Source organism: Streptomyces sp. NPDC047130, from assembly GCF_040643475.1.
In the GTDB taxonomy this organism is placed as follows: domain Bacteria; phylum Actinomycetota; class Actinomycetes; order Streptomycetales; family Streptomycetaceae; genus Streptomyces.
This window is the reverse complement of the sequence record NZ_JBEYUK010000003.1, coordinates 204,604-227,715: the sequence shown is the minus strand read 5'-3', so window position 1 is coordinate 227,715 and position 23,112 is coordinate 204,604. Positions and strand designations below refer to the sequence as shown.

At 73.2% G+C, this 23,112-nt stretch carries 23 protein-coding genes and 1 pseudogene; 7 read left to right on the top strand and 17 right to left on the bottom strand.

The genetic code is table 11. The features are described 5' to 3' along the window. Window positions 1–38: 38 nt before the first annotated feature. From ABZ836_RS06175 to ABZ836_RS06160, 4 genes are all read right to left on the bottom strand, one after another. Complete coding sequence (locus ABZ836_RS06175; RefSeq protein ID WP_356127726.1) at window positions 39–557, bottom strand: YlcI/YnfO family protein; 519 nt, start codon at window positions 555–557, stop codon at window positions 39–41. Between the two features lie 271 nt (window positions 558–828). Beyond that, entirely contained in the window at window positions 829–1,182 is a 354-nt protein-coding gene (locus tag ABZ836_RS06170; RefSeq protein WP_356127723.1) for a helix-turn-helix transcriptional regulator, read from the bottom strand. A gap of 736 nt (window positions 1,183–1,918) precedes the next feature. Continuing rightward, window positions 1,919–2,251 (bottom strand): AzlD domain-containing protein, encoded by a 333-nt coding sequence (locus ABZ836_RS06165; protein WP_356127720.1) that lies wholly within the window; start codon window positions 2,249–2,251, stop codon window positions 1,919–1,921. Continuing rightward, window positions 2,248–2,931, bottom strand: coding sequence for an AzlC family ABC transporter permease (locus ABZ836_RS06160; RefSeq protein ID WP_356127717.1), 684 nt, complete (start codon window positions 2,929–2,931; stop codon window positions 2,248–2,250). The genes ABZ836_RS06165 and ABZ836_RS06160 overlap by 4 nt, the downstream gene beginning before the upstream one ends. Window positions 2,932–2,984: 53 nt before the next feature. On the opposite strand from ABZ836_RS06160, the gene ABZ836_RS06155 reads away from it, so the two are divergent. Continuing rightward, complete coding sequence (locus tag ABZ836_RS06155) at window positions 2,985–3,572, top strand: XRE family transcriptional regulator (protein WP_361139805.1); 588 nt, start codon at window positions 2,985–2,987, stop codon at window positions 3,570–3,572. A gap of 88 nt (window positions 3,573–3,660) precedes the next feature. On the opposite strand, the gene fabG is transcribed toward ABZ836_RS06155, so the two are convergent. The 9 genes and pseudogenes from fabG to ABZ836_RS06110 form a co-directional block, all read right to left on the bottom strand. Next, window positions 3,661–4,380, bottom strand: coding sequence for a 3-oxoacyl-[acyl-carrier-protein] reductase (gene fabG, locus ABZ836_RS06150; RefSeq protein WP_361139802.1), 720 nt, complete (start codon window positions 4,378–4,380; stop codon window positions 3,661–3,663). Window positions 4,381–4,434: 54 nt separating this feature from the next. After that, window positions 4,435–5,517 carry a branched-chain amino acid aminotransferase gene (locus tag ABZ836_RS06145; RefSeq protein ID WP_361139799.1) on the bottom strand — a complete coding sequence of 361 codons (1,083 nt, stop codon included), beginning with the start codon at window positions 5,515–5,517 and terminating at the stop codon, window positions 4,435–4,437. 73 nt (window positions 5,518–5,590) lie between these two features. Further along, on the bottom strand, window positions 5,591–7,186 hold the full coding sequence (locus ABZ836_RS06140) for an acyl-CoA carboxylase subunit beta (protein WP_361139796.1): 1,596 nt from the start codon (window positions 7,184–7,186) through the stop codon (window positions 5,591–5,593). Window positions 7,187–7,374: 188 nt separating this feature from the next. Beyond that, window positions 7,375–8,229 (bottom strand): annotated as a pseudogene (locus ABZ836_RS06135) (fumarylacetoacetate hydrolase family protein); the annotation flags it as partial. Between the two features lies 1 nt (window position 8,230). After that, window positions 8,231–8,653, bottom strand: coding sequence for a thioesterase family protein (locus ABZ836_RS06130; RefSeq protein WP_356127705.1), 423 nt, complete (start codon window positions 8,651–8,653; stop codon window positions 8,231–8,233). A 6-nt stretch (window positions 8,654–8,659) separates the two neighbouring features. After that, window positions 8,660–10,525 carry an acyl-CoA dehydrogenase gene (locus ABZ836_RS06125; RefSeq protein WP_361139793.1) on the bottom strand — a complete coding sequence of 622 codons (1,866 nt, stop codon included), beginning with the start codon at window positions 10,523–10,525 and terminating at the stop codon, window positions 8,660–8,662. Window positions 10,526–10,619: 94 nt separating this feature from the next. Next, on the bottom strand, window positions 10,620–11,840 hold the full coding sequence (locus tag ABZ836_RS06120) for a beta-ketoacyl-[acyl-carrier-protein] synthase family protein (protein WP_356127699.1): 1,221 nt from the start codon (window positions 11,838–11,840) through the stop codon (window positions 10,620–10,622). Beyond that, window positions 11,837–12,079 carry an acyl carrier protein gene (locus tag ABZ836_RS06115; RefSeq protein WP_356127696.1) on the bottom strand — a complete coding sequence of 81 codons (243 nt, stop codon included), beginning with the start codon at window positions 12,077–12,079 and terminating at the stop codon, window positions 11,837–11,839. The genes ABZ836_RS06120 and ABZ836_RS06115 overlap by 4 nt, the downstream gene beginning before the upstream one ends. Before the next feature lie 97 nt (window positions 12,080–12,176). Beyond that, window positions 12,177–13,196: a beta-ketoacyl-ACP synthase III gene (locus ABZ836_RS06110; protein WP_356127693.1), complete on the bottom strand. Its 1,020-nt coding sequence runs from the start codon at window positions 13,194–13,196 to the stop codon at window positions 12,177–12,179. A gap of 161 nt (window positions 13,197–13,357) precedes the next feature. Here ABZ836_RS06110 and ABZ836_RS06105 point away from each other — a divergent pair, with 161 nt between their 5' ends. Together ABZ836_RS06105 and ABZ836_RS06100 are read left to right on the top strand one after the other, a co-directional pair. Beyond that, complete coding sequence (locus ABZ836_RS06105) at window positions 13,358–14,734, top strand: FAD-linked oxidase C-terminal domain-containing protein (protein WP_361139789.1); 1,377 nt, start codon at window positions 13,358–13,360, stop codon at window positions 14,732–14,734. A 71-nt stretch (window positions 14,735–14,805) separates the two neighbouring features. Continuing rightward, entirely contained in the window at window positions 14,806–15,417 is a 612-nt protein-coding gene (locus ABZ836_RS06100; RefSeq protein ID WP_361139786.1) for a flavodoxin family protein, read from the top strand. A 64-nt stretch (window positions 15,418–15,481) separates the two neighbouring features. Here the strand turns inward: ABZ836_RS06100 and ABZ836_RS06095 are convergent, their stop codons facing one another. After that, a complete protein-coding gene (locus tag ABZ836_RS06095) occupies window positions 15,482–16,072 on the bottom strand; it encodes a DUF6328 family protein (protein WP_356127684.1) in 591 nt (196 codons plus the stop codon). A gap of 282 nt (window positions 16,073–16,354) precedes the next feature. Here ABZ836_RS06095 and ABZ836_RS06090 point away from each other — a divergent pair, with 282 nt between their 5' ends. Continuing rightward, the gene (locus ABZ836_RS06090; RefSeq protein ID WP_361139782.1) at window positions 16,355–17,554 is read left to right on the top strand and encodes a hypothetical protein; all 1,200 of its coding nucleotides are present in this window, start codon (window positions 16,355–16,357) and stop codon (window positions 17,552–17,554) included. A 64-nt stretch (window positions 17,555–17,618) separates the two neighbouring features. Here the strand turns inward: ABZ836_RS06090 and ABZ836_RS06085 are convergent, their stop codons facing one another. Together ABZ836_RS06085 and ABZ836_RS06080 are read right to left on the bottom strand one after the other, a co-directional pair. Beyond that, window positions 17,619–18,104 (bottom strand): DUF1269 domain-containing protein, encoded by a 486-nt coding sequence (locus tag ABZ836_RS06085; RefSeq protein WP_356127679.1) that lies wholly within the window; start codon window positions 18,102–18,104, stop codon window positions 17,619–17,621. Window positions 18,105–18,306: 202 nt separating this feature from the next. Further along, complete coding sequence (locus ABZ836_RS06080; RefSeq protein WP_361139778.1) at window positions 18,307–19,326, bottom strand: helix-turn-helix domain-containing protein; 1,020 nt, start codon at window positions 19,324–19,326, stop codon at window positions 18,307–18,309. 53 nt (window positions 19,327–19,379) lie between these two features. Between ABZ836_RS06080 and ABZ836_RS06075 the strand changes: the two genes are divergently transcribed. From ABZ836_RS06075 to ABZ836_RS06065, 3 genes are read left to right on the top strand one after another with little or no spacing between them, the layout of a single operon-like run. After that, on the top strand, window positions 19,380–20,033 hold the full coding sequence (locus ABZ836_RS06075; protein ID WP_361139775.1) for an HD domain-containing protein: 654 nt from the start codon (window positions 19,380–19,382) through the stop codon (window positions 20,031–20,033). 2 nt (window positions 20,034–20,035) lie between these two features. Beyond that, window positions 20,036–20,680 carry a DJ-1/PfpI family protein gene (locus ABZ836_RS06070; RefSeq protein WP_361139772.1) on the top strand — a complete coding sequence of 215 codons (645 nt, stop codon included), beginning with the start codon at window positions 20,036–20,038 and terminating at the stop codon, window positions 20,678–20,680. Beyond that, window positions 20,677–21,411: a DJ-1/PfpI family protein gene (locus tag ABZ836_RS06065; protein WP_361139769.1), complete on the top strand. Its 735-nt coding sequence runs from the start codon at window positions 20,677–20,679 to the stop codon at window positions 21,409–21,411. Before ABZ836_RS06070 ends, ABZ836_RS06065 begins: the two co-directional genes overlap by 4 nt. 98 nt (window positions 21,412–21,509) lie before the next feature. On the opposite strand, the gene ABZ836_RS06060 is transcribed toward ABZ836_RS06065, so the two are convergent. Continuing rightward, window positions 21,510–22,901, bottom strand: a complete 1,392-nt coding sequence (locus ABZ836_RS06060) for a choice-of-anchor A family protein (protein ID WP_361139766.1) — start codon at window positions 22,899–22,901, stop codon at window positions 21,510–21,512. Between the last annotated feature and the right edge of the window lie 211 nt (window positions 22,902–23,112).

The following is a 23,112-nucleotide window of genomic DNA, read 5'->3' as shown; positions in this document are numbered from 1 at the left end:
GTCGGGGTGGTGGCTGGGAGGCGCGGGGCCGGGGGCGGCTAGCGCACCCAGCCGGTGAAGCTCTGTCCGACCGTCCGGGCCCGTTCCGCCGTGCGCGGTCGGCCCGTTCCGTCGACCGCGGCGGCCACGGCCCGCACCAGCCAGGCGTTGACCGACAGGCCCTCCTGGTTCGCGGCCTCCTCGGCACGCGCCTTGAGGTGGGCCGGCAGGCGCAGGTTGACCCGGGCGGTGCCTCCCTCGTCGCCCTCGGCGGACACCGGCGGCCTGAGGTGCTCGGCGGGCGCGACCGGCTCCACGGGGGCGCCGCCGTCGGCGGGCGGCGGGGTCACCACGAAGTCCGGGTCCAGTCCGCGCAGCCGTACGTCGACCGATCCCGGGGCGAGCTCGCGGGTGATCTCGCTCATCGCCGCGGACAGCACGTTGAGCATGACCAGGCGGGTCGCCGACTCCAGGGGAGCGGTGAGCCTCTCGGCCAGCGCACGGGCTTCCTCGCCGCCGGCCTCGGCGGCCACCGCGAGTTCACGGCGGAGGGTGTCGACATACGGGGTGAGGTCCATGACGCCATCATGGCACCACGATGGTGCCACACGCAAGCGGGTGAGGGGCGGCGCAGGGTCGCCTGATTGTCGATGGCCTGCTGACCTGCGAGGACATCACAGACTGGATGGTGTCGCGCGGCGTCAGATGAGAGATGAGTGGCGCGTTGTGGTGCCATCCGGCGCCACTTGGCGCCGGATGGCACCACTCGATGCCGCAGAGGCGTCATGGGTGCCAAAGCGGCGCCACAGGCACAGGCTCAGGCGCAAGCGCGAGCGCAGGCCCGGCCGCTCAAGGCGTGAGCGTGTGGCACCGGCTCGGGTCGGTGGCGCACGGGACCGAGGCGCCCTGGGTGAGGATCTCCCAGGCGAATCCGACGATGCCGGCCTGCAGGCGTGACTCCACGCCGAGCTTGGCCAGTATCTGGGCCACGTGGGCCTTGGCGGTGCGCTCGGTGATCGCGAGCTGCGTCGCGATGGTCCGGTTCGACGACCCCTTGGCCAGCATCCGGAAGACGTCCAGTTCCCGGTCGGACAGCAGTGGCACGCGTGCCAGGGCGGCGTCCCAGACGTGCTGGTGGAGGAGGGGCGCCTGCGGGACGGCGTCGAGGTGGTGGGGCGGGCTCAGGGGATCTGCGGTGCGCATGCCGGTTCCTCGGTGTCCTCGGGCTGACAGGCGGTCATCTCATGGGTGTGTCTGCGCACGCCGACGTGCGCGGACCTCGACGGTGAGGCGCGCTACGGGGGGTGCAGGGGGGTGGCTGTCCTGTCGGCCGGCCGCGGACAAGGCGGCGGCGAAGGGTGTGCCGTGGTCCGGGAAAGGAAGGAGGGGGCGGGCTTCGCGCACGCGCGTCACGTAAAACCGCGGCCGGCTGACCGGGACCGCGTGGCGTGCGCTTTCCGGTCACTCGAAACCGGGGAAATGCGATCCGCGAGAACCCAAGGCTTCACCGGGATTTCGGACGATCCCGGGCCCACGTGGCCGACATCCGTCGGACAGAAGAATTCCGGACGGCCGAAAGAGGCGGGTGGAGGATCCGCCACGCGGCCTGAACAGGCCAAACGGCGGCGATCCTGCGCTGCGGACAGTGGAAGGAGTCTGACTCCCTCACCCACGACGGTCCCCCCGAGCATCTCGATGGAACGGCATCCGGAACGAAAGCCGAGCAATGCGCACACGGGTGGCTGGCCTCTTGGAGGTCGTTGCCTTACGTAAAGTTACTCGGTGACTACTGGAGTGGGCAATGCCGAATCCAATATTTGAGATGAGGGGCTGCATTTCGCCAACGGGCTGAATTTGTCGGTCCGCCGCGCCTGTCGGGGAAATGGCGAGAGCGCCCGAAGGCTTTCCTCCGGGCGTCTCGAACCGTCGGGGCCGGGCTCTACGGAACGCCGGCGAGACGCAGGAGCGCCGTGGTCCCGGCCGCGGCGAGGACCACGACGAGGAAGGGCGCCCTGCGCCAGGCGAGCACCCCGCCGACCAGGACGCCGAGCGCCCGGGCGGCCCCGGCGAACCCGGCGCCCTCGGTGAGCGCCGCGGTCGCCGTCAGGGCGGCGAGCAGTACGACCGCCGAGACCTCCAGCAGCTTCTCGACCTGTTTCGGGACGGTGACCTTGGCGCGCAGGGCGGGGCCGGACAGCCGCAGCAGGAAGGTCCCGGCGGCCAGAGCGAGCATCGCCGCCATCGCGGGCAGCAGCGGGAAGGGGTTGCTCATCGCGCCGCTCCCTCGAGGCTCTTCGTCCGGTACAGCGGCAGCGCGGCCAGGGCGAGGAGGACCGGCAGCCCGGCCGGCAGGAACGCGGTGACGGCCAGGGCGATCACCGAACCGGCCAGCGCGGTGCGCCGCAGCGCCCGGTCCTTCATCGCGGGGAGGATCAGCGCCAGGATGACCGCGGGGAACATCGCGTCCAGGCCGAGGGCGTCGGTGTCCTGGACGACGCTGCCGAGCAGCGCCCCGAGCGCGGCGCCGACGGGCCAGCAGAGCAGGATGCCCAGGCCGCAGGCCCAGTAGGCGGCCCGCTTGCGCGCCGCCCCCTCCTGGGCGATGGCGAAGACGACCGTCTCGTCGTTCATCAGGTGCGTGCCGAGCAGCCCGCGCCAGCCCCGCCCGAGCACGTCCGGCACCGCCAGCCCGAACGGCAGGTGGCGGGCGTTGACCAGCAGGCCCGCCAGCAGTGCGGCGATCGGGCTGCCGCCGGCCGCGATGATCCCGACGAAGAGGAACTCGGACGACGCCGCCAGCACCAGCGCGCCCATGAGCACCGGGAACCACCAGGGGAAGCCGGAGGTGACGGAGATGGCCCCGTAGGACAGGCCGATGACCCCGACGGCCAGACAGACGAGCGCGATGTCGCGCAGTGGTCCCTTGCCCAGTGTTTCCCATAACGTACGCATGACGTTTATGGTGAACACCTCGCAGGGTGTTCGTCAAGGCGAACGATTGACCATTGGAGCGAACGAGCGTGTCCCACCAGGCCGACCCCGCCCTCAAACCGCCTCTGGCCGTGATAGCCGCCTCCCTGCGGGCGGAACGGGTCCGGGCGGGACTCTCCCTCACCGAGGTCGCGCGGCGCGCGGGGCTCGCCAAGTCCACGCTCTCCCAGCTGGAGTCGGGCACCGGCAACCCCAGCCTGGAGACGCTGTGGGCGCTGTGCGTGGCCCTGGAGATCCCCTTCTCGCGGCTGCTGGTCGTCTCCCGCCCTCCCGTCCAGGTGATCCGCGCGGGGGAGGGACCGGCCATCGGCTCGGCGCAGAGCGACTACCGGGCGACCCTGCTGGCGGCCTCCCCGCCGGGGGCGCGGCGGGACGTCTACAGCATCGCCGCCGAGCCGGGTCCGGAGCGGTCCTCCGCCCCGCACATGCCGGGCGTCGTGGAGCACGTCGTGATCGGCGCCGGCCGCGCCCTGGTGGGCACGGCCGACGAACCGGTGGAACTTCACCCGGGCGACTACATCAGCTACCCGGCGGACGTCCCACACGTCTTCCGCGCACTGGAGTCCGGCACGCGCGCCGTCCTCGTCTCGGAACACCCCTGAGGACTCGGAGGATTCGGAGGACTCGGAGCACTCGGAGAACTCCTGAGCACGCCCGCGGGAAAGTCCGCCGACCGCGCCCGCCCGCGCGTCAGTGCCCCATGCCCCAGCCGCCGTCCACCGGGAGGACGGCCCCGGTGATGTAGGAGGCGTCCTCGGAGGCGAGGAACCGGACCGCGGCCGCCACCTCGGCGGCCTCCGCGCTCCGCCCGAGCGGCACGTTGCCCAGCATGGCCGTGCGCTGCCTCTCGCTCAGAACCTTGGTCATGTCGGTGTCGACCATGCCCGGGGCCACCACGTTGCAGGTGACGCCCCGTGAGCCCAGCTCGCGTGCGACGGACCGGGCGAAGCCGACCAGACCCGCCTTCGCCGCCGCGTAGTTGGTCTGCCCGGCCGCGCCCAGCAGGCCCACCGCCGAGGAGATCAGGACGATCCGCCCCCGCCGCGCGTCGACCATCTCCTCGGCGGCCCGCCGGACCACCCGGAAGACGCCGGTCAGGTTGGTGTCCAGCACGTCCGTGAAGTCCTGCTCGGCCATCCGCAGCAGCAGCCGGTCCCGGGTGATGCCGGCGTTGGCGACCAGCACCTCCACCGGGCCGTGCGCCGTCTCCACCTCCTTGTACGCCCGCTCCACCTGCGCGGCGTCGGTGACGTCGCAGGTGACGGCGAGGCAGCCCAGGTCGGTCGCGGCGCGCGGCGGTTCGCCCGTGCGGTAGGTCAGCGCGACCTTGTCACCCGCCTGCGCGAAGGCGCGCGCGACGGCGAGGCCGATCCCGCGGTTCCCTCCGGTCACGAGGACCGAACGACTCATGTCTTCCCCACACCCTTTCGCAGCTTCGGTCGGCCCGGATCCGGCGGACGCCGGTCAGGCGATCTTGTGGACCCAGCCGAACGGGTCCGGCCGCGAACCGTCCTGGATGCCCGTCAGCTCCGCGCGCAGCCGCTCGGTGACCGGGCCGGGCGCGCCGTCCCCGATCGTCCAGTCCCCGTCCGCGCTCCGGACGAAGCCGACCGGTGTGATCATCGACGAGGTGCCGCAGGAGAACACCTCGGTCAGCGACCCCGACTCCGCGTCGGCCCGCCACTGCTCCACGCTGATCCGCCCCTCCTCGGCCCGGAGGCCGAGCTCGGCCGCCAGCGTCAGGACCGAGTCCCGGGTGACGCCCGCCAGCAGGGTGCCGGACAACTCCGGCGTGACCAGGCGGTCGCCGTGGACGAAGAAGAGGTTGCTGGTGCCCATCTCGTCGACCCAGCGGCGTTCCGCCGAGTCCAGCCAGACCACCTGGTCGCAGCCCATCTCCCTGGCCTGGGTCTGCGCGACCAGGGTTCCCGCGTAGTTGCCGCCGCACTTGGCCTCACCGGTGCCGCCCGGGGCTGCCCGGGTGTAGTCGCGGGAGAGCCACACGGTGAGCGGCTTCGCCCCGGCGTTGAAGTACGAGGCCGCGGGCGAGGCGATCACCATGAACCGGTAGGCGGCGGAAGGGCCGTAGAAGCCGATGGTGTGCTGGGTGGCGATCATGAAGGGGCGCAGGTAGAGGCTGTGGCCGGGCCGGTCCGGGACCCAGTCGCGGTCGGCGCCGACCAGCAGCTCGAGGGCCTCGACGAAGGTCTCCTCGGGCAGCGGCGGCATCGCCATGCGCGCGCAGGAGCGGTTCAGCCGGGCCGCGTTGGCGTACGGGCGGAAGGTCACCACCGTGCCGTCCTGGCGCCGGTAGGCCTTCATGCCCTCGAAGACCTCCTGGCCGTAGTGGAACACCTGGGCCGACGGGTCGAGGACCAGCGGCCCGTAGGGGTGCAGCCGGGCGTCGTGCCAGCCGCGGTCCCGCTCCCAGTCGATGCTGATCATGTGGTCGGTGAACACCTCGCCGAAGGCGGGTGACTCCATCAGGGCCGCCCGCTCGGCGGCCGGCCGGCGGACGGCCGGCTCGGTGGTGAAGGTGATCGTCATGGGTGCGCTCCGGGGGCGAGGGGTCACAGGTTCCGTCGGGTCACGGATTCCGTCGGGACACGATTCCGTCGGGTCACAGGGGGATGTTGGCGTGCTTGCGGTCCGGCTGGTCCGCGTGCTTGCTCCGCAGCATCCGGAAGGCGCGGACGAGCAGCGCCCGGGTCTCGGCGGGGTCGATCACGTCGTCGACGAGGCCGCGTTCGGCGGCGTAGTAGGGATGCATCAGCTCCGACCGGTACTCCTTGACCAGGTGGGCGCGCAAGGCCTCCGGGTCGTCGGCCTCGGCGATCCTCCTGCGGAAGATGACGTTGGCGGCGCCCTCGGCGCCCATCACCGCGATCTCGTTCGTCGGCCAGGCGTAGGAGAGGTCGGCGCCGATCGAGCGGGAGTCCATGACGATGTACGCGCCGCCGTACGCCTTGCGCAGGATCAGCTGGACCCGCGGGACCGTGGCCTCGCAGTACGCGTACAGCAGCTTGGCCCCGTGCCGGATCACCCCGTCGTGCTCCTGGTCCACCCCGGGGAGGAAGCCCGGCACGTCCACCAGCGACAGCAGCGGGACGTTGAAGGCGTCGCACATGCGCACGAACCGGGCGGCCTTCTCGCTGGCCTTGATGTCGAGCACCCCGGCCAGGGCGAGTGGCTGGTTGGCGACGATGCCCACCACCTGGCCGCCGAGCCGGGCCAGCCCGCACACGACGTTGCGGGCCCAGCCCTCGTGGACCTCCAGGAAGTCGCCGTGGTCGACGATCTCCTCGATCACCCGGCGCATGTCGTACGGCAGCCGGCCCTCGGCCGGGACGAGGCCGAGCAGGGCGTCGTTGCGCCGGTCGTCCGGGTCGACGCACGGGACGGTCGGCGGCTGCTGCCGGTTGTTGGACGGCAACAGGGAGAGCAGGTACCGGACTTCGCCCAGGCAGGTCCACTCGTCCTCGTACACGAAGTGCGCCACGCCCGACAGTTCGGCGTGCACGTCGGCGCCGCCGAGCTTCTCCTGGGTGACGTCCTCGCCGGTCACGGCCTTCACCACGTCGGGTCCGGTGATGAACATCTGCGAGGTGCCGCGGACCATGAAGACGAAGTCGGTCAGGGCGGGGGAGTAGGCCGAACCGCCCGCGCACGGACCGAGGATCACCGATATCTGCGGGATCACGCCGGAGGCCCGCACGTTGCGCCGGAAGATCCCGCCGTAACCGGCCAGGGCCGAGACGCCCTCCTGGATGCGCGCGCCGGCCCCGTCGTTGAGCGAGACCAGCGGAGCCCCCGCCGCGAGGGCCATGTCCATGATCTTCTGGATCTTCTCGGCGTGCGCCTCGCCGAGCGCCCCGCCGAAGATGCGGAAGTCGTGGGCGTACACGAAGACGGTGCGGCCCTCGACCGTGCCCCAGCCCGTGATCACGCCGTCCGTGTGCGGTCTGCGGTCCTCGATGCCGAAGCCGACCGCCCGGTGCCGCCGCAACTGCTCGACCTCGGTGAACGAGCCGGCGTCCAGCAGCACGTCGATGCGCTCCCGGGCGGTCAGCTTGCCCTTGGCGTGCTGGGCCCGGGTCGCGCGCTCGTCCGGCCCGCCGCGCGCCAGTTCCCTGGTCGCCCGCAGGTCGTCCACCCGCGCCCGGATGCCGGTCGGCGCGCCCGGGGGCTGCTCCGTGCGTTCCTGCTGAACGGTCATCGTCCGTCTCTCCTCTCGGGGCCTGCGGGCCTCCCAGGGGCCGCGGGCCTCCCGGTGTCCAGAGGCCGACCCGCACCGTGGCCGGCGGCGACGGCGTACCGGCGCGTGCCGGTCCGGGCCGCCGCCCCGCCGTCCTCCGGAGCCGCGGCCCCGCCGTCGTCCGGAACCGCCCCGTCGTCGTCGAGGACCGCCGCCCGGCACCGCTGCCGCTGTGCGCCCAGCCCCGACACCTCCGCCTCCACCACGTCGCCGGCCCGCAGGTACGGCTGGTCGGGGCGGCCGAGCGCGACGCCGCCGGGCGTCCCGGTGAGCACCACGTCACCGGGGTGCAGCACCATGCACCGGCTCAGGTACCAGATCAGGTGGGACACCCCGAAGACCATGTCCGCGGTCGTCCCGTCCTGCATCGTCCGGCCGTTGACCCGGCAGGTCAGCCGCAGCCGGCCCGGGTCGCCGACCTCGTCCGGGGTGACCAGGTAGGGACCCAGCGGACCGAACGACTCGAACGACTTGCCCTTCACCCACTGCCCGCCGCGTTCCAGCAGCCAGCTCCGCTCCGAGACGTCGTTGCCGGTGGCGTACCCCGCGACGTGGGACAGCGCGGTGGAGGGGTCCGGCAGGTAGCGCGCGCGCCGGCCGATCACCACGGCCAGCTCGACCTCCCAGTCCGTTCTCTCCCCGCCCGGCGGCAGCAGCAGGTCGTCGTACGGGCCGACCAGCGTGCTCGGCGCCTTGCTGGCGACGATCGGCTCGTCGGGCAGCGCCAGGCCCGCCTCGGCGGCGTGCGCCCGGTAGTTGAGCCCGATGGACAGAAGGTGTCCGCCCGGCCGGACGGGCGGGCCGACCCGCCCGGCGGCCGGGTCGACCGCCGGCAGCCCGGCGGCCTCCCGTGCCAGACGCTCCGCCGTCTCCCGCAGCGCGCCGGGATCCAGGGCCTCGCCCGTCCAGTCCGGCACCCACGAGGACAGGTCCCGCACGACGCCGTCGGGGCCCACCGCGCAGGGCCGTTCACCGCCCGGCGGTCCGATCCGCAGCAGCCGCATGTCAGCCGGCCGCCGGGGTCTGCTCGAGGTACTTCTCGAAGAAGCGGATCTCCTCCTCGGTCAGCCGCCGAGGCCGCCCGGCCCGGTAGTCGAACGGCGCCATCACGGTCGAGGCGGTGGCGTACACGGTGTCGCCGTCCCGGACCACGTAGTCGATGGCCACCGTCGCCGACTGCAGGTCGGAGACCCACATCTCGATCTCCACCGGCGCGTGCCGGTGGACCAGCTGCCGCCGGTAGCGGATCCGGTGCTCCACCACCACCGAGCCGTCCCGGAAGAAGGCGTCGCCGTCCGTCGGCGCCATGCGGAAGATGAAGTCGACCCGCGCCTCCTCCAGGTAGCGGAGGTAGGAGACGTTGTTGACGATGCCGTAGACGTCCATGTCCGACCAGCGGATCGGGCAGAGGTAGCTGTGCCGCGTCATGGCCGGTCAGCTCCCCTCGGCGACCGCGCCGGAGGTCCCGCCGGCAGCCCCGGCCGGACCGAAGGCGCCCGTGCGCCGCTGGAAGGCGCCCACGTAGTCGTCGGCGGCAATCGGCGCCCGCAGCAGCTCCGGCGAGAGGCGGAAGCCGTCGATCAGGGCGTCGGCGTGCGGCCGGAGCCGCGCGCACAGCGCGTCCGCCTCCCGGGGCAGCCGCTCCACCTGCTCGGCGGTCAGCACCCCGCGCGCCAGGTACCAGCCGGAGTCCCGGCGCAGTTCGGCGACCCCGTACAGCGCGCCCAGCAGGCCGAGCGCCGTCCGGGCCGACTCGTCCTCCAGCGTGCCGACCGCGGCCTCGAGGCACTCCAGCGCGATCCGCACACCCCGGGTCCGCGCCATCTCCAGGCCGGTGTTGACGGTGTCGTTCCACGCCTCGAAGTACGTCCGGTCCCCGGTCTCGTCCGCCATGGACGCGGCGGCCTCCCGGAGCAGCTCCGCCTCCCGGTGCCGCACCGCCGCCACCTGGAACGCCAGGTCACCGAGGTCGCGTCCGGACGGGTCGGGTGCCGCGGCCGGTTCGGCGCCGTCACCGTCGCCGTACTGGGCGACGATCTGCCCGGCGGTGGTGGCCAGCAGCACCTGGTTGTCGCCCTCCGCGGTCACCAGGCCCTGCAGCAGCGACCCGTAGTCCGCGATCCGGTTCGCGCTGAAGATGCCCTGCGCGCCGCAGCGCTCCCGGCAGACGGCTATGACGTCGGTCATCTCCCAGGTGGACAGCGCCTTGGTGATCGACACCAGGTGGTTCAGCTCCGCCGGGACGGCGTCCGGCGGCACCGCCGTGAACTCCCGCTTGGCGTGGTTGAGCAGCAGCGTCATCGCGTACGTCCGGGCCAGCGCGGTGTACAGCGCCAGCTGGTGGCTGCGGTACTCGATGACGGGCAGGTCGTTGCGGCCGGGCGCGTTGGTGAGCCGCTGCGCCGCGAACCGCAGCGCGATCCAGACGCTCGCCCGGCCCGCACCCGTCGCCGCGCTGGACACGCACAGCCGGCCGGGCAGGATGCGGTTCATCGCGCGCAGGAACCGCTTGCGCCGGTTGCCGGACGACGGGCGGAACACGCCGTCGTCGTCGAAGCCGCCCATGTCGCCGTGGAGCAGCTGGCGGCGCGGCACACGCACGTGGTCGAACCAGGTGAGGCCGTTGTCCAGGCCCTGCACCGGCTTCTCCGGGCACGGCGCCGCGTGCACCCCCTCGCACAGCCGCTCCCCGTCGCTGATCCGGACGAGGAACGGGTAGACGCCGTGGTCCTTGCCGTCCGCCTTCAGCCGCGCCATCACCACGGCCAGCTTGGGGACGTCCTGGAAACCGCTGTAGGACATGTACTTCTGCGCGAGGGCGTCGGGCGTGTTCAGGACGAACGTCTCGGTGGCGGGGTCGTAGACGGCCTCGGTGCGCAGCGCGGCGACGTTGTTGCCGTAGCCCAGCTCGGTGGCCATGTACGGGCTGAAGGAGTCCAGCCGGTCCAGTTCGTCGAACAGGTCCTTCAGGTCCTCGCGGTCGCCGTGCTCCACGACGGTGCCGAAGGCGAGGTTGTAGTGCACCATCAGCAGCGAGAACGTGGAGACGTCGACCAGCGACGGCCACTCGGCCAGCGCGAACAGCCGCCACGGATCGGCGAGGATCTCCCGCGGGCGTTCCAGCCCGGCGTGCACGGCCCGGGACCGTTCGTAGGCCAGCTTCCCGGCCTCGGTCATGTTCAGCCCCTCGCGGGGGTCGAAGACGGGGTCCAGCAGCAGCTCGTGCAGGTTCTGGTGGGTCTGTTCGTACCTGCCGTCGAAGAGCAGCCGGGACAGTTCGGCCGAGGCCGAGGAGGTCATCTGGGGGTCCTTTCCCGCGGCTGGATCTCCCGCGGTGGGGTGGTGGGGGCCGGCGGAGGGAACCCGCCGTGAGGGGGCGCCGCCGGGGGCGGGATCAGGCGGAGGCGATCAGCAGGGCCGCGTTCTGGCCGCCGAAGCCGAAGGAGTTGCTCAGGGCCACCTCGACGCGGGCGTGGCGTGCCGCGCCGTGCACGACGTCCACCTCCACCCGCGGATCGATCTCGGCGGTGCTCGCCGACGGCGGGATCACCCCGTGCTGCACCGTGAGCGCCGCGAACGCCGCCTCGATGGAACCGGCCGCGCCCAGCGGGTGACCGGTGACGCCCTTGGTGGAGCTCACCGGCACGTCCGTGCCGGCCACGCGGCGGATCACCCCCGCCTCGGCGACGTCGTTGAGCGGCGTCGAGGTGCCGTGCGCGTTGACGTACCCGATGTCCCGGCCGGTCAGCCCCGCGTCGGCGAGCGCCGCGCGGACCGCCAGCTCCGCGCCCTTGCCCTCCGGGTGCGGGGACGTCACGTGGTGCGCGTCCGCGGACGCGCCGTACCCGATGACGCGGGCCACCGGCCGTACGCCCCGGGCCCGGGCGTGCTCCTCGGTCTCCAGGACGAAGACGCCGGCGCCCTCGCCGAGCACGAACCCGTCCCGGTGCGCGTCGAAGGGACGCGACGCCGTCCGCGGGTCGTCGAACCGCCGTGACAGCGCCCGCATCCTCGCGAACGAGGACAGGTACAGCGGCGTGATCGGCGCCTCCGCGCCACCGGCCACGACGATGTCGGCCACCCCCGACCGGAGCAGCTCACGGCCCAGGCCGATCGCGCTGGCCCCGGCGGCGCACGCCGTGCAGGGGGCCGAGCAGGGCCCGTTCGCGCCGATGTCGATCGCCACCTGGCCGGCCGCCATGTTGAGCAGGCCCATCGGGAGGGTCATCGCGGAGATCTCCTCCGGCCCCTCCTCCAGCAGCACGCGGTGCTGGGCCTCCAGCGTCGCGGTGCCGCCGGCGCCGGAGCCCAGGATCACCGCCACCCGCGAGCTGTCCGCCCACTCGCCCGGCACCAGCCCGGCCTGGTCCAGCGCCTCCCGCGTGGCGGCGACGGCGAACTGGGCGTAGCGGTCCCACTGCCAGGAGGTGCGCCCGAGGGAGGCCGGCACGAAGTCGGGCACCCGGCACGCCATGGTCACGGGCAGGCCCTCCAGGTCGGCGTGGTGCGCCGCCGTGGGCCGGCCCTCGACCACGCGGTCCCAGCTCTCCTTGACGCCGACACCGGCGGGCGTCACCAGCCCGATGCCGGTGACGGCGGCCGCGAAGCCGGTCATCGGACCGACGCGCCCTTCTCCTCGACCAGGGCGACGATGTCGGAGACGGTGGAGACCTCGGACAGCTCCTCGTCGCTGATCACGACGCCCAGGCGCTTCTTCAGGGCGGTGGCCAGTTCGAGCTGCGAGAGGGAGTCGAGACCGAGGTCGTCGAAGGTGGCCTCGGGCACCACCGTCTCGGCGTCCAGGTCGAAACGGGTGACGAAGACCTCGACGACGGAGTCGTGGACGGAACTCATGATGTCTCCTCCAGGGGAGTCGTGGGGATGTGCGAGGTGATGAGGGCAGGTGGGGGGGTGGGGGAGTGGGGGGAACGGGGGAGCGGGGGCGGAGCCGTCAGGTGACGGGCTCCGCGCGGAGCTCCGGCCACACGAGCGTGGTCGAGCCCCAGGACAGGCCGGCTCCGAAGGCGGAGAGCAGCACCCGCTGACCCGCCTTCAGGTCGCCGCGGGCCGCGTAGTCGTTGAGCAGCAGGGGCACGGACGCGGCCAGGGTGTTGCCGACCCGGTCGATGTTCACCGCGACCCGCTCGCCGGGGAGCTCCAGCTCCTCCGCGACCGCGTTCACGATGCGGATGTTGGCCTGGTGCCCGACGAACCAGTCGACGTCCCCGGCGGACCAGTCGGCGCGCTTGAGCGCCGCCTGCGCCGACTGCGTCATCCGCTCGACGGCCTGCGTGTACAGGGGACGGCCCTCCATGCGCAGGTACCAGTCACCCGTCGGCACCGTGCCGTGCCCCAGGCCGCCGTCGGCGGACCGCTGGCGGGAGCCGCCCGCCGGGATGGCCAGCAGGTCGGCCAGCGCGCCGTCACTGCCGAGGTCGAACGGGCCCAGCGCGCCGGGCTCGTCCGGTTCGCCCCTGCGGAGGACGACCGCGCCCGCCCCGTCGCCGAAGATCGGCGCCGTGGACCGGTCCGCCGGGTCCACCAGCGTGGTGAACGCCTCCGACCCGATGAACAGCACGGTGTCGGCGGTGCCGGCGGCGATCAGCCCGGACGCGGTGGCGAGCCCGTACAGGAAGCCGCTGCACGCCGAGGTCAGGTCGAAGGCGGCCAGCGGCCCCAGACCCAGCCGGGACGCCACCTCCGGCGCGACCGCCGGGCAGAGCCGCTCGGGCGACGTGGTCGCCACCACCACGGCGTCCACCCCGGTCACCCCGGCCGACCGCAGGGCCCGCTCGCCGGCCGTGACGGCCATGCTTCCCGTCGACAGACCCCCGGAGACGAACCGCCGCTCCCGGATGCCCGTCCTGGTGCGGATCCACTCGTCCGTGGTGTCGAGGGTGCGGGAGAGGTCGTCGTTCGTCACCGTCCCGGGCGGGAGGAATCCTCCGATTCCCATCAGCACTGCCGTCATCGACTCACCCTCCTGAGGACCGTGGACACGGCCTTGATCCGACGTCGAGCAAGGCTGGCCGAGGTCTCGAAGGGCGGGCAATTGGCCCTTGGTACAGGCGCAACAGGCCTGTACCAACGGCCAATTGAACGGCCGCCGCACCGGGTGCCAACCTCCCCCGGGTGACCTGGACACCGACTGATCTCGCGGACCTCCTCCCGGCCGGACGGGTGATCACCGACCCGTCCGAAGTGGCGTCCTTCGCCCACGACGAGGCCGCCGGCGCGCCCTACGGGCTTCCGGCGGCCGTGGTACGGCCCCACGACACCGCCGAGGTGGCGGCCGTGGTGGCCCACTGCGCTCGGCACGGCGTCCCGGTGGTGGCCCGCGGCGCCGGCACCGGCCTGTCCGGCGGCGCCAACGCGGTCGACGGCGCCGTGGTGGTGTCCTTCGCGGCGATGGACCGCGTCCTGCGCATCGACCCCGACGAGCGGCTGGCCGTGGTGCAGCCCGGCGTCGTCAACGCGGACCTGCGCGCCGCGTGCGCCGCCAAGGGCCTGTGGTACCCGCCGGATCCGGCCAGCGCCCCGTGGTCCACCATCGGCGGGAACGTCGCCACCAACGCGGGCGGCCTGTGCTGCGTGAAGTACGGCGTCACCCGGGACTACGTGCTGGGACTCGAGGTCGTCACCGGGCTCGGTGACGTGGTCCGGCTGGGGCGGCGCACCGCCAAGAGCTCGGCCGGCTTCGAACTCGCCGGACTGCTGGTCGGCTCGGAGGGGACGCTGGGCCTGGTCACCGAGGTGACGGTGCGGCTGCGCGGCGAGCGCGCCCAGGAACACACGGTGGTCGGCTACTTCTCCGACCTGCCGAGCGCCGGCCGGGCCGTCGCCCGGGTGGTGGCGTCCGGCGTGGTGCCCAGCGCCCTCGAGCTCGTGGACCGCTTCTCCCTGCGCGCCGTCGACGAGTGGAAGAACATGGGCCTCACGGACGGCGGCGACGTCCTGCTGCTGGCCCGCTGCGACGCGCCCGGCGCGGCCGGCGTCCAGGAGGCCGACACCGTGCTGACCTGCTTCGAGTCGGCCGGCGCCACCTGGAGCGCGCGGTCCGGCGACCAGGCCGAGGCGGACGCCCTGTTCACCGCCCGGCGCCTGGTCTACCCCGCGCTGGAGCGCCTGGGCATGGTGCTCAGCGAGGACGTCTGCGTCCCCCGCACCCTCCTGCCCGAGATGCTGGCCCGCCTGGAGGACATCGCCGCACGGCACGGAGTGCGCATCCCCACCCTGGCGCACGCCGGGGACGGCAACCTGCACCCGATGCTGGTGGTGCCGCGCGGCGACGAGCGGGAACTCGCCCGCTGCCGCGAGGTGTTCGAGGAGGTCGTCGACCAGGCGCTCGCGCTGGGCGGCACCGTCACCGGCGAGCACGGCGTGGGCCTGCTGAAGATGCGCGGCCTGGCGGACGAACTCGGCCCCGCGGTCCTGGACCTGCACCGCGGCATCAAGCGGGTGTGGGACCCCGCGGGCATCCTCAACCCGGGCAAGGTCTTCACGCCCTGACCCCGGTCCTGCCCTTCGCCCGTGCGGGTGCACCGCGGGGACGGCGGCCCGTCGCGGGGTACGGCTGTGCCATGAAGGCACTGGTGATCAACTGCACGCTCAAGAAGTCCCCCGACCCGTCCAACACCGAAGCACTGGCCCGGGTGGTCGGTGACTGGCTGGCGCGGCACGGCGGCGTCGAGGTGGAGTACGTCCGCGCCGTCGACCTCGACATCCACCCCGGCGTGGTCAGCGAGGCGGTCGCCGACGGCGACGACTGGCCGTCCGTGCACGCCCGTTTGCTGGAGGCGCGCATCCTCGTCGTCGCCTCCCCGACCTGGCTCGGGCGGCCGTCCTCCGTCGCCCAACGCGTCCTGGAACGCATGGACGCCATGCTGTCCGAGACCGACGACGACGGCCGTCCCGTCGCCTACAACCGCGTCGCCGGGGTCGTCGTCACCGGCAACGAGGACGGCGCGCACCACGTGATCAGCGAGATCAACGGAGCCCTGTGCGACATCGGCTACACCGTCCCGGGCCAGTCGTGGACCTACTGGCACCTGGGGCCCGGCCCGGGACCCGACTACCTCGACGACGAACGCGGCCACGAGTGGGCCCACAGCACCGGCCGCGCGATGGCCGCCAACCTGTACGGCACCGCTCGCGCGCTGGCCGCGAACCCGCTGGGCGCCCCGCCGCAGTGACGTCGCGTGAGTTCCGCCCGCCGCGCGGGAGGGCGGAACCCCGCTCCGCCGCCCGAGCCCGGCGCTACGCGTCGGCCCCGTCGTGCTCGCCGGACCGGCGGGCGCGGCGGGCGGCGCGGCGGCGCAGACGCAGCGGCAGGACGTACCAGCACAGGCCGAACCACAGCATGACCGCCCCGACCAGCACCTCGGCGAGGACGCCGGGGAGCACGAAGCGCAGGAGCAGCAGGAGCGTGCAGCCGATGGTCAGGGCCAGCAGGACCATGCCGCACACCATCAGCCGGCCCGCGGCCTCGACCACGTCGCCCTTCATGCGCTGACCGGACAGGAACCGGTGGATGGCGACGGGCGCGATGAGCGACGCCGTGGCCGCCGCGCCCAGCACCACGGTGACCACGTAGATGCCGCGGTCCAGCGTCTCCAACTCGCGGAACGTGGGGGTGAAGGCGACGCTGAGCAGGAACCCGAAGAGGATCTGGACGCCGGTCTGGGTGACCCGGGTCTCCTGCAGGATCTCGTTCCAGCGGCGGTTGACCCGCTCGCGCGGTGACTCCGGCTCCTCGGCGGCGGGCCGTCTGCCGTGGCACTCGGCGTGCGCGCGGCAGGCGGCGTCGTCCTCGCGCGTCGAACCGGCCGGCTGCTCCGTCATCGTCATGGTCTCGTCCTCCCGTTCCCCAGGCCGACCCGTCTGCCCGGTCCGGACGCTTTCATGCAGGTCAGCAGGTCGGCAGAGGGGACGGCAGCGGCGCCGCGGGCAGCCGGCGGGGTCCGGCGGACGCTCACGGGGCGCCCGCCGCCACCTGACGCGCTAGGGTTGCCGCCCGCGGGACATCCACCGGCCGAGGTCCACAGGCCGGGGAGTCACCGCGCCGAGGACGCAGCGGAGCGCCGGGGAATCGGGGGCCCGCTCCGCACCGACAGCCCGGGGGGGCTTGCCATGACCAGGACTTCGACCGACTCCTTCGACGCCGAAGGCGCCGAGCCCGACGCCGCCGCCGAGCCCGACGCCGCCGCCGAGCCCGACGCCGCTGCGGCGGAGGACGCCGCCGGAGAAGCCGACGACGGCGACCGGGAGGCGGTCGAGCACGAGCGGGACGAGCTGCGGACCTTCGTCGCGGGGCTGAGCGGTGACGACATCAAGTCGGGCAACTGGTTCGTGAAACTCAGCGCCTACGCCATGAATGCCTACACCACGAAGGTCGACTGGCAGTACTTCCAGGACCGCTACGCGGGAGTCCCGGTGGACGCCGTGGTCGAGCAGCGGATCAAGATGGCGGCCCGGTACGCCGCCATCGAGGGCGGCCTCTCCGCCGGCGCGTACACGGCGGCCGTCGCCGCCACCATCGGAAGCCTCGGCGGCGCCTCGCCCGCGACCGTCCCGGCCGCCGTCACCACGATGATGATCGACCTCACCTACGTCACCCGGCTCCAGCTCCGCCTGGCGTACGACGTCGCCGTCCTGCACCGCATACCGATCGACCTGTCCGACCCCGAGGAACTGTGGAAGTTCTACCGGGTGGCCTTCATGATCAAGGGCGGTGAACTGCTCCGGGGCGGCCTCGGCAAGGCGGTCCCGGCCCTGGTGCGGCCCCTCGTCAAGCGCATCTTCACCGGTGCGACGCTGCAGGCGGCGAAGGGCCTCCCGGTCATCGGCCGGCACCTCCTGCAGCGCAACATCATCAAGCTGGGCATCCCTGGCATCGGCGTCCCCCTCGCGATCCTGCTGAACCGATACACCACCCTCCTGGCCGGACGGCACGCGCAGGCCGTCTACCGCAACGAGGCGCGGATCGCCGAACTGGCCGAGCGCCTGAGCGCCCGCAGCACGCACCCGCAGCTGATGCTGTGGGTCGCGTGGCTCGTCGTCACCTCCGACCAGAAGATCCACGACGACGAGACGCTGCTGATGCGCCATCTGGTGCGGGTGGTCCGGGAACGCCACCAGGTGGTCGACGACGAGCTGGCCGCGCTCGTCGACATCGAGCCCGCCGAGGTGTGGCGACGCGTCGACGCCGAGCCCGGCGACCTGAGCGACGTCCTCGACGCGGCGGAGGTCGTGGCAGCGGTGGACGGTGACGTGAACAGGCGCGAGGCCGCCGTCCTCGCCGAGCTGGCGAAGCACTGCGTTCGGGGCTGATCCGGTCCGCCCGGGCGCACCGCCCGGCGCGCCGGCGATCAGCAGCCGCCCGCCGCTCCTTCGCTCAGCCGGAGAAGACCTCGCGCAGCTTCGCCTCCTGCTCGGCCGCCAGGTTGGAGCGGATCAGCTCCGCGTGCCCCGCGGGGAACGCCTCCTTCACCCGGTCGACCACCGCGTTCTCCGAGAGCAGGAACAGGGCGGAGGTGCCGGGCGTGACCTGGGTCTTGACCGAGTCGATGAAGTCGTCGTCGATGCCGACGTCGGAGAGCTGGCCGCCGAGGGCTCCGGCCGCGGCGCCGATCGCCGCGCCCAGCAGCGGCACGAAGAAGATCAGCCCGAAGAGCATCCCCCAGAAGGTGCCCGAGAGCGCGCCCACGCCCATGAGGTCGTGCAGCTGCTTGGTCTTCGGCTTCTTCGCGTCCTCGGGCCAGGTGACGACCGCGGCGTCCTGCACCTGGATCAGTTGCTGCTTCTGCAGCCGCAGCAGCGTGGCCTCGGCGTCCTCCGCGGCCTGGGGGGTGTCGAACTTCCAAACGGTCAGGGTGGCCATGGCCGTCCTCCGGTGCGTAGCCGTCAGCGAACAGGGAGCGTGATGTCCGATGCATTCACTTTCCGTCCAATATGCACCGGGGGTGTCCGGGGCGCGAGCCGCCGTCCCCGCCCGGCGGGGACGCGCCCGGGCCGACGGGGGAGACCCCTTCCTGGTCGAACAGGCCGGCGGCGAGTGGGTCCACGGACGCGCCTACGCGGCATCAGCCGCCGGGGCCGGGTGATGAACGGCTGGTCCTGCTGAACCCGCCCGGCGCCGTCCCGGCGAACGTCGCGCGATAGGCGGTGGGTGTCGTCCCCAGGGCGCGGCGGAAGTGCAGCCGCAGGTTGGAGGGGCTGCCCAGGCCGCACCGGTCGGCGATGTGGTCGACGGCGAGCCCGGTGGTCTCCAGCAGCTCCCGGGCACGGTCGAGCCGGGCGGCGAGCAGCCACCGCAGGGGCGTCGCGCCGGTCTCGGTGACGAACCGTCGGGCAAAGGTCCGCGGCGCCATGTGCGCGTGCGCGGCGAGCCGCGGGACCGTCAGCGGTTCGTGCAGACGCTCCAGGGCCCACGCCCGGGTGGCCGCGAGGGTGGCGCCGGGTTCCTCGGGGGCCAACGGCCGTCCGATGTACTGCGCCTGCCCGCCGTCGCGGTGCGGCGCGGAGACCAGGGAACGCGCCACCTCGTTCGCCGTCCGCGCGCCCAGGTCACGTCGCACCAGATGGAGGCAGAGATCGATGCCGGCGGCGACGCCCGCCGACGTCAGCACCTGGCCCTCGTCCACGTAGAGCACGCGCGGGTCCACCGACACCTTCGGATGCCGCGCGGCCAGTTCCGCCGCGTACTTCCAGTGGGTGGTGGCCCGTAGGCCGTCCAGCACCCCGGCCTCCGCCAGCGCGAAGGCGCCGGTGCAGATGGAGACCAGCCGCCGGCCCCGCGCGTGGGCCTCGGCGAGCGCGGCGAGCACCGCGCGCGGCAGCTCCCGCCGGTGCGGGGCGTACCCCGGCACGATGACGGTGTCCGCCTCGCGCACGGCCTCCAGCCCGGCCGCCACCGTGACCGCGAAGCCCGCGGCGGTCGTGACCGGCCGAGAGGTCCGTCCGCACAGGGTCAGCCGGTAGGGATCACCGGGCACCGCGATGAACACCTGGGCCGGGATGCCCAGGTCCAGCGGCAGCACGTCGTCCAGGACCAGGACGGCCACGCGGTGCGGTCGGGCAGGGGTGGCAGTTTCCTCGCGCACAACGTCAATTCTGCCACTGTCGGCGGCAGTTGGCACGAACGACCATCGATGTCATGAACGACGAGATGATCGCCGGCGTCCCACCGCTCCCCGACACTCCGCTCGCGCGCCGCGCGCTGGCCCTGGTACGTGAGACGGAGTCCACCGCGACCGCCAACCACAGCGTCCGCAGCGCCCTGTTCGCCCGTCTGCGCGCCGACCACCAAGGCGCCGAGCCGGGGCGGGACTACGACCCGGAGCTGCTGTTCCTGGCCTGCGTCCTGCACGACATCGGACTGACCCGGGCCGGTGACCGCCACCAGCGGTTCGAGGTGGACGGCGCCGACACGGCCGCCGAGTTCCTCACCGCGCAGGGTCTGCCCGCCGCCGAGGTCGACGCCGTGTGGGAGGCCATCGCCCTGCACACGACACCGGGCATCGCCGAGCGACGCGGCATCCTGTGCGCCCTGGTGCACCAGGGGACCGGCATGGACTTCGGCTGGGACACCGACTGCGTGGACGACGCCGTGGGCGCCGCGATCCACGCCGCCCTCCCGCGGCTGTCCATGGCCACCACCCTCACCGACGAGATCACCGGACAGGCGCGCAACCGGCCGGAGAAGGCGCCGCCCTTCACCCTCGCCGCCGAACTGCTGCGGGAGCGGTCGCTGCCGCCGCACAGGACCCGCATGGAGACCATGGCCGACGCCGGACGCTGGGGCAACTGAGCATGACCAGGTACGGCATCCTGCTGTTCGACTCGGTGCAGGAACTCGACTTCGCCGGACCGTGGGAGGTGTTCGCCACCTCCTCCGGACTGCGGGACGGCGCGGACGACGTCGTGCTCGTCGCCGAGCACTCCGGCCCCGTCCGGTGCTCCCAGGGCATGCGGGTCCTGCCGGACCACACGCTCGACGGACATCCGCCGCTGGACGTCGTCCTCGTACCGGGCGGTCGCGGCGCCCGGGAGGAGCAGACCCGCAACGAGCGGGTCACCGGCTGGCTCGCCGGTACCGCCGAGCGCGCCACCTGGGTGGTCGGCGTCTGCACCGGGGCCTTCCTGCTCCACGCCGCCGGCCCGGCCCGGTCCCGCCGGGTGGCCACCCACCGGCAGTACGAGGACGCGCTCGAGCTGCGCGGTGACGTCACCGTCGTGCGCGACGCCCGCTATGTCGTCGACGGCCACCTGCTCACCGGCCAAGGCGTCTCGGCCGGCATCGACAGCGCCCTGTGGCTCGTCGGCCACCTGCACGGTCGTGAGCACGCCCGCGCCGTGCGCCGTGCCCTCCAGTACGACCCGGCGCCTCCCTACCTGGCCGACGAACCGATCCCCGCGCCCATGACCGACCGAGGAAGCGAGTACCCACCGAGATGAACCGCCGGACCCTCCTGCACGCCACCACCGCGCTCGGCGCCGCCACCCTGACGGCCGGCGCCGCCACCCGGGCCGCCGCCTCCGACGGCCCCGGACCCGACGGGCCCGGCGGGCCCCTGCGCGTCCACGTGGTCATGTTCGACGGCGTGGAGGAACTCGACTTCGCCGCCCCGTACGAGGTCTTCTCCGCCTCCGGTCACTTCGCCGACCGGGAGGTGGAGACCCGCTACGTGACGCTGGACGGCCCGCGTGCCGTCAGGGCGGCCTACGGCACCCGGCTGCGCGTCGACCACGGGTGGGCGCCCGAGCGGGCGGACCTCCTCGTCGTCCCCGGCGGCGGGTACCGGCGCCGCGAGGACCCCGGTGTGTGGGCCGAGATCCGGCGCGGCGCACTGCCGCGGGCCCTCGCCGCCGCGACCCGTCCGGGCCTGACCGTCGCCGCGCTGTGCACGGGCGTGATGCTGCTCGCCGCCGCCGGGCTGACCTCGGGGCGCCCCTGCACCACCCATCACCGGGCGCGGGCCGACCTGGAACGGCAGGGCGGCGTGCTGAAGAACGCCCGCGTGGTCGACGACGGCGACCTGGTCACCGCGGGCGGGGTCACCTCCGGACTGGACCTCGCCCTGTGGCTGGCGCGGCGTGAGCTCGGGGCGGACGCCGCGGTCGGGCTGGAGGAGATGCTCGAGTACGAGGCCCGCGGCACGGTGTGGAGCGCGCGAAGCACCCGGTGAACGGGTTCCGGGCGGCTGCCGCCCGGAACCGCTCGCTGTGCCGCTGTGGTGCGTTGCTGCGTTGCTGTACCGCTCGTGCCGGTCGGCCGGGTTGCGTGTCACTCGCTCCCGTAGCCGTAGCCGTACCCCGGCTCGGGGTGCGGCGGCTTCGGCTTCGGCGGCCGCGTCGGGTGCGAGCCACTGGGCTCCGGAGTGGGAGACCCGGAACCGGACGGGCTGGGGGACGGCGGAGGTGATCCGGTGCCCGAGGGGCTGGGGGACGGCGAGGGGGAGCCGGAGTCCGAGGGGCTGGGGGACGGGGAGGGCGACCCGGAGTCCGAGGGGCTGGGGGAGGGGCCGGAGTCGGAATCGCACTGCAACTCGGCGGCGAACGGGTGGTAGTGGATCTCGCCCGCGTTCACCGCCTCGCCCGAGGGCCCGGACAGCGGACCCGCCACCAGGGACTTCACGATGACGTCGCCCTCGATGTTCGACGGGTCGAGGTCGACGAGATCGGCGCGCGGAGCGAAGATCGTGCCCTCCACGGAGTCCCCGGTCGCGATGGTGATGCTCGTCGCGTCCGCGAAGTTCCACAGGATGTAGGGCGCCTCGGCGTTGGAGATGCCCGCCGGTGTGGGGGTGTCCCAGGTGAAGACCCCCGCCGTGGCCGTGGTGTCGACGTTGACGAGCAGCGGCGTGTCGGCGGTCGGCCGGTCGAGGAAGGTGATCTCGGCGATGTCGTTCAACTGCTCGCCGGTCAGGCGCAGCACATTGGTCCGGCCGCTGGTCAGCGAGACCTGCACGTCGGTACCCGGCGTGATGTCCTCCGGGTCGAGCGGGTTGCCCTCGCCGTCGAGCAGTGTCACGTCGGTGGCGCATTCGGCCATCCGGTCGGCGCGGTCGCGGTAGACGGAGAACAGCGAGGTGAAGTCCATCAGCCCGGACTGGAAGACCGAGCCGACCGGCTGCTGGACGGTGAGTTCGATGCGCGGCGTGGAGTCGTAGCCGCTTCCCTCGGCCACCACCTGGGTGTTGACGTCGGCGCCGTTGGCGTCCTGGTTCAGCGCCGTGCTGCCGGTCTCGTCGCCGATCTTGACGTAGCCGCCGTCCAGGACCCGGAGGACACCCGTCGGACTGCTGCCCGCGAAATCGACCCTCCCGCCGACGAGGAGAGCGGTCGGCCGCGCGTCCCCCGGGGCGGTGAAGCTGCCCGCGGTGTTCAGGGCGACGTTGTAGCCGGAGCCGAAGGTCAGGTCCCCGCCGACGGCGACCGGCCCCTCGGCCTCGGTGCTGCCCAGCGTCGCCTCCTCCTCGGTGACGACGCCGAAGCCGTTGCTCCCCTCCACGGGGTTGCCGATGACGATCGGTACGCGTGCCGCGACCCCCGCCGGCTGACCGGTCAGGGCCACCGCGGTGAGGGTGCCCGAACAGGCGGCGCCCGCAGCGACCAGCAGGGCCACGGGCGAGGCGAATACGGAACGCCCGGGCGGGCGTTTCATCAGATGTCTCATGAGCCGAAGGTATGCATATGTCCGCCTCTGGGCATCGGCTGAGGCGTCCGAGCGCAGGACGCGGGGCCGGACGGGGCAATCGTTCGGCCATCCGTGCCACGGTCATCGCGGCCCTGGACGTCACCGACCGTGTACAGGCCGCCCTCCTCGCCCGCTCCGCGGGCCGCGCTCCGTCCGGCCGGGCCGGCGGGGTGGACGGACGACGCGTGCT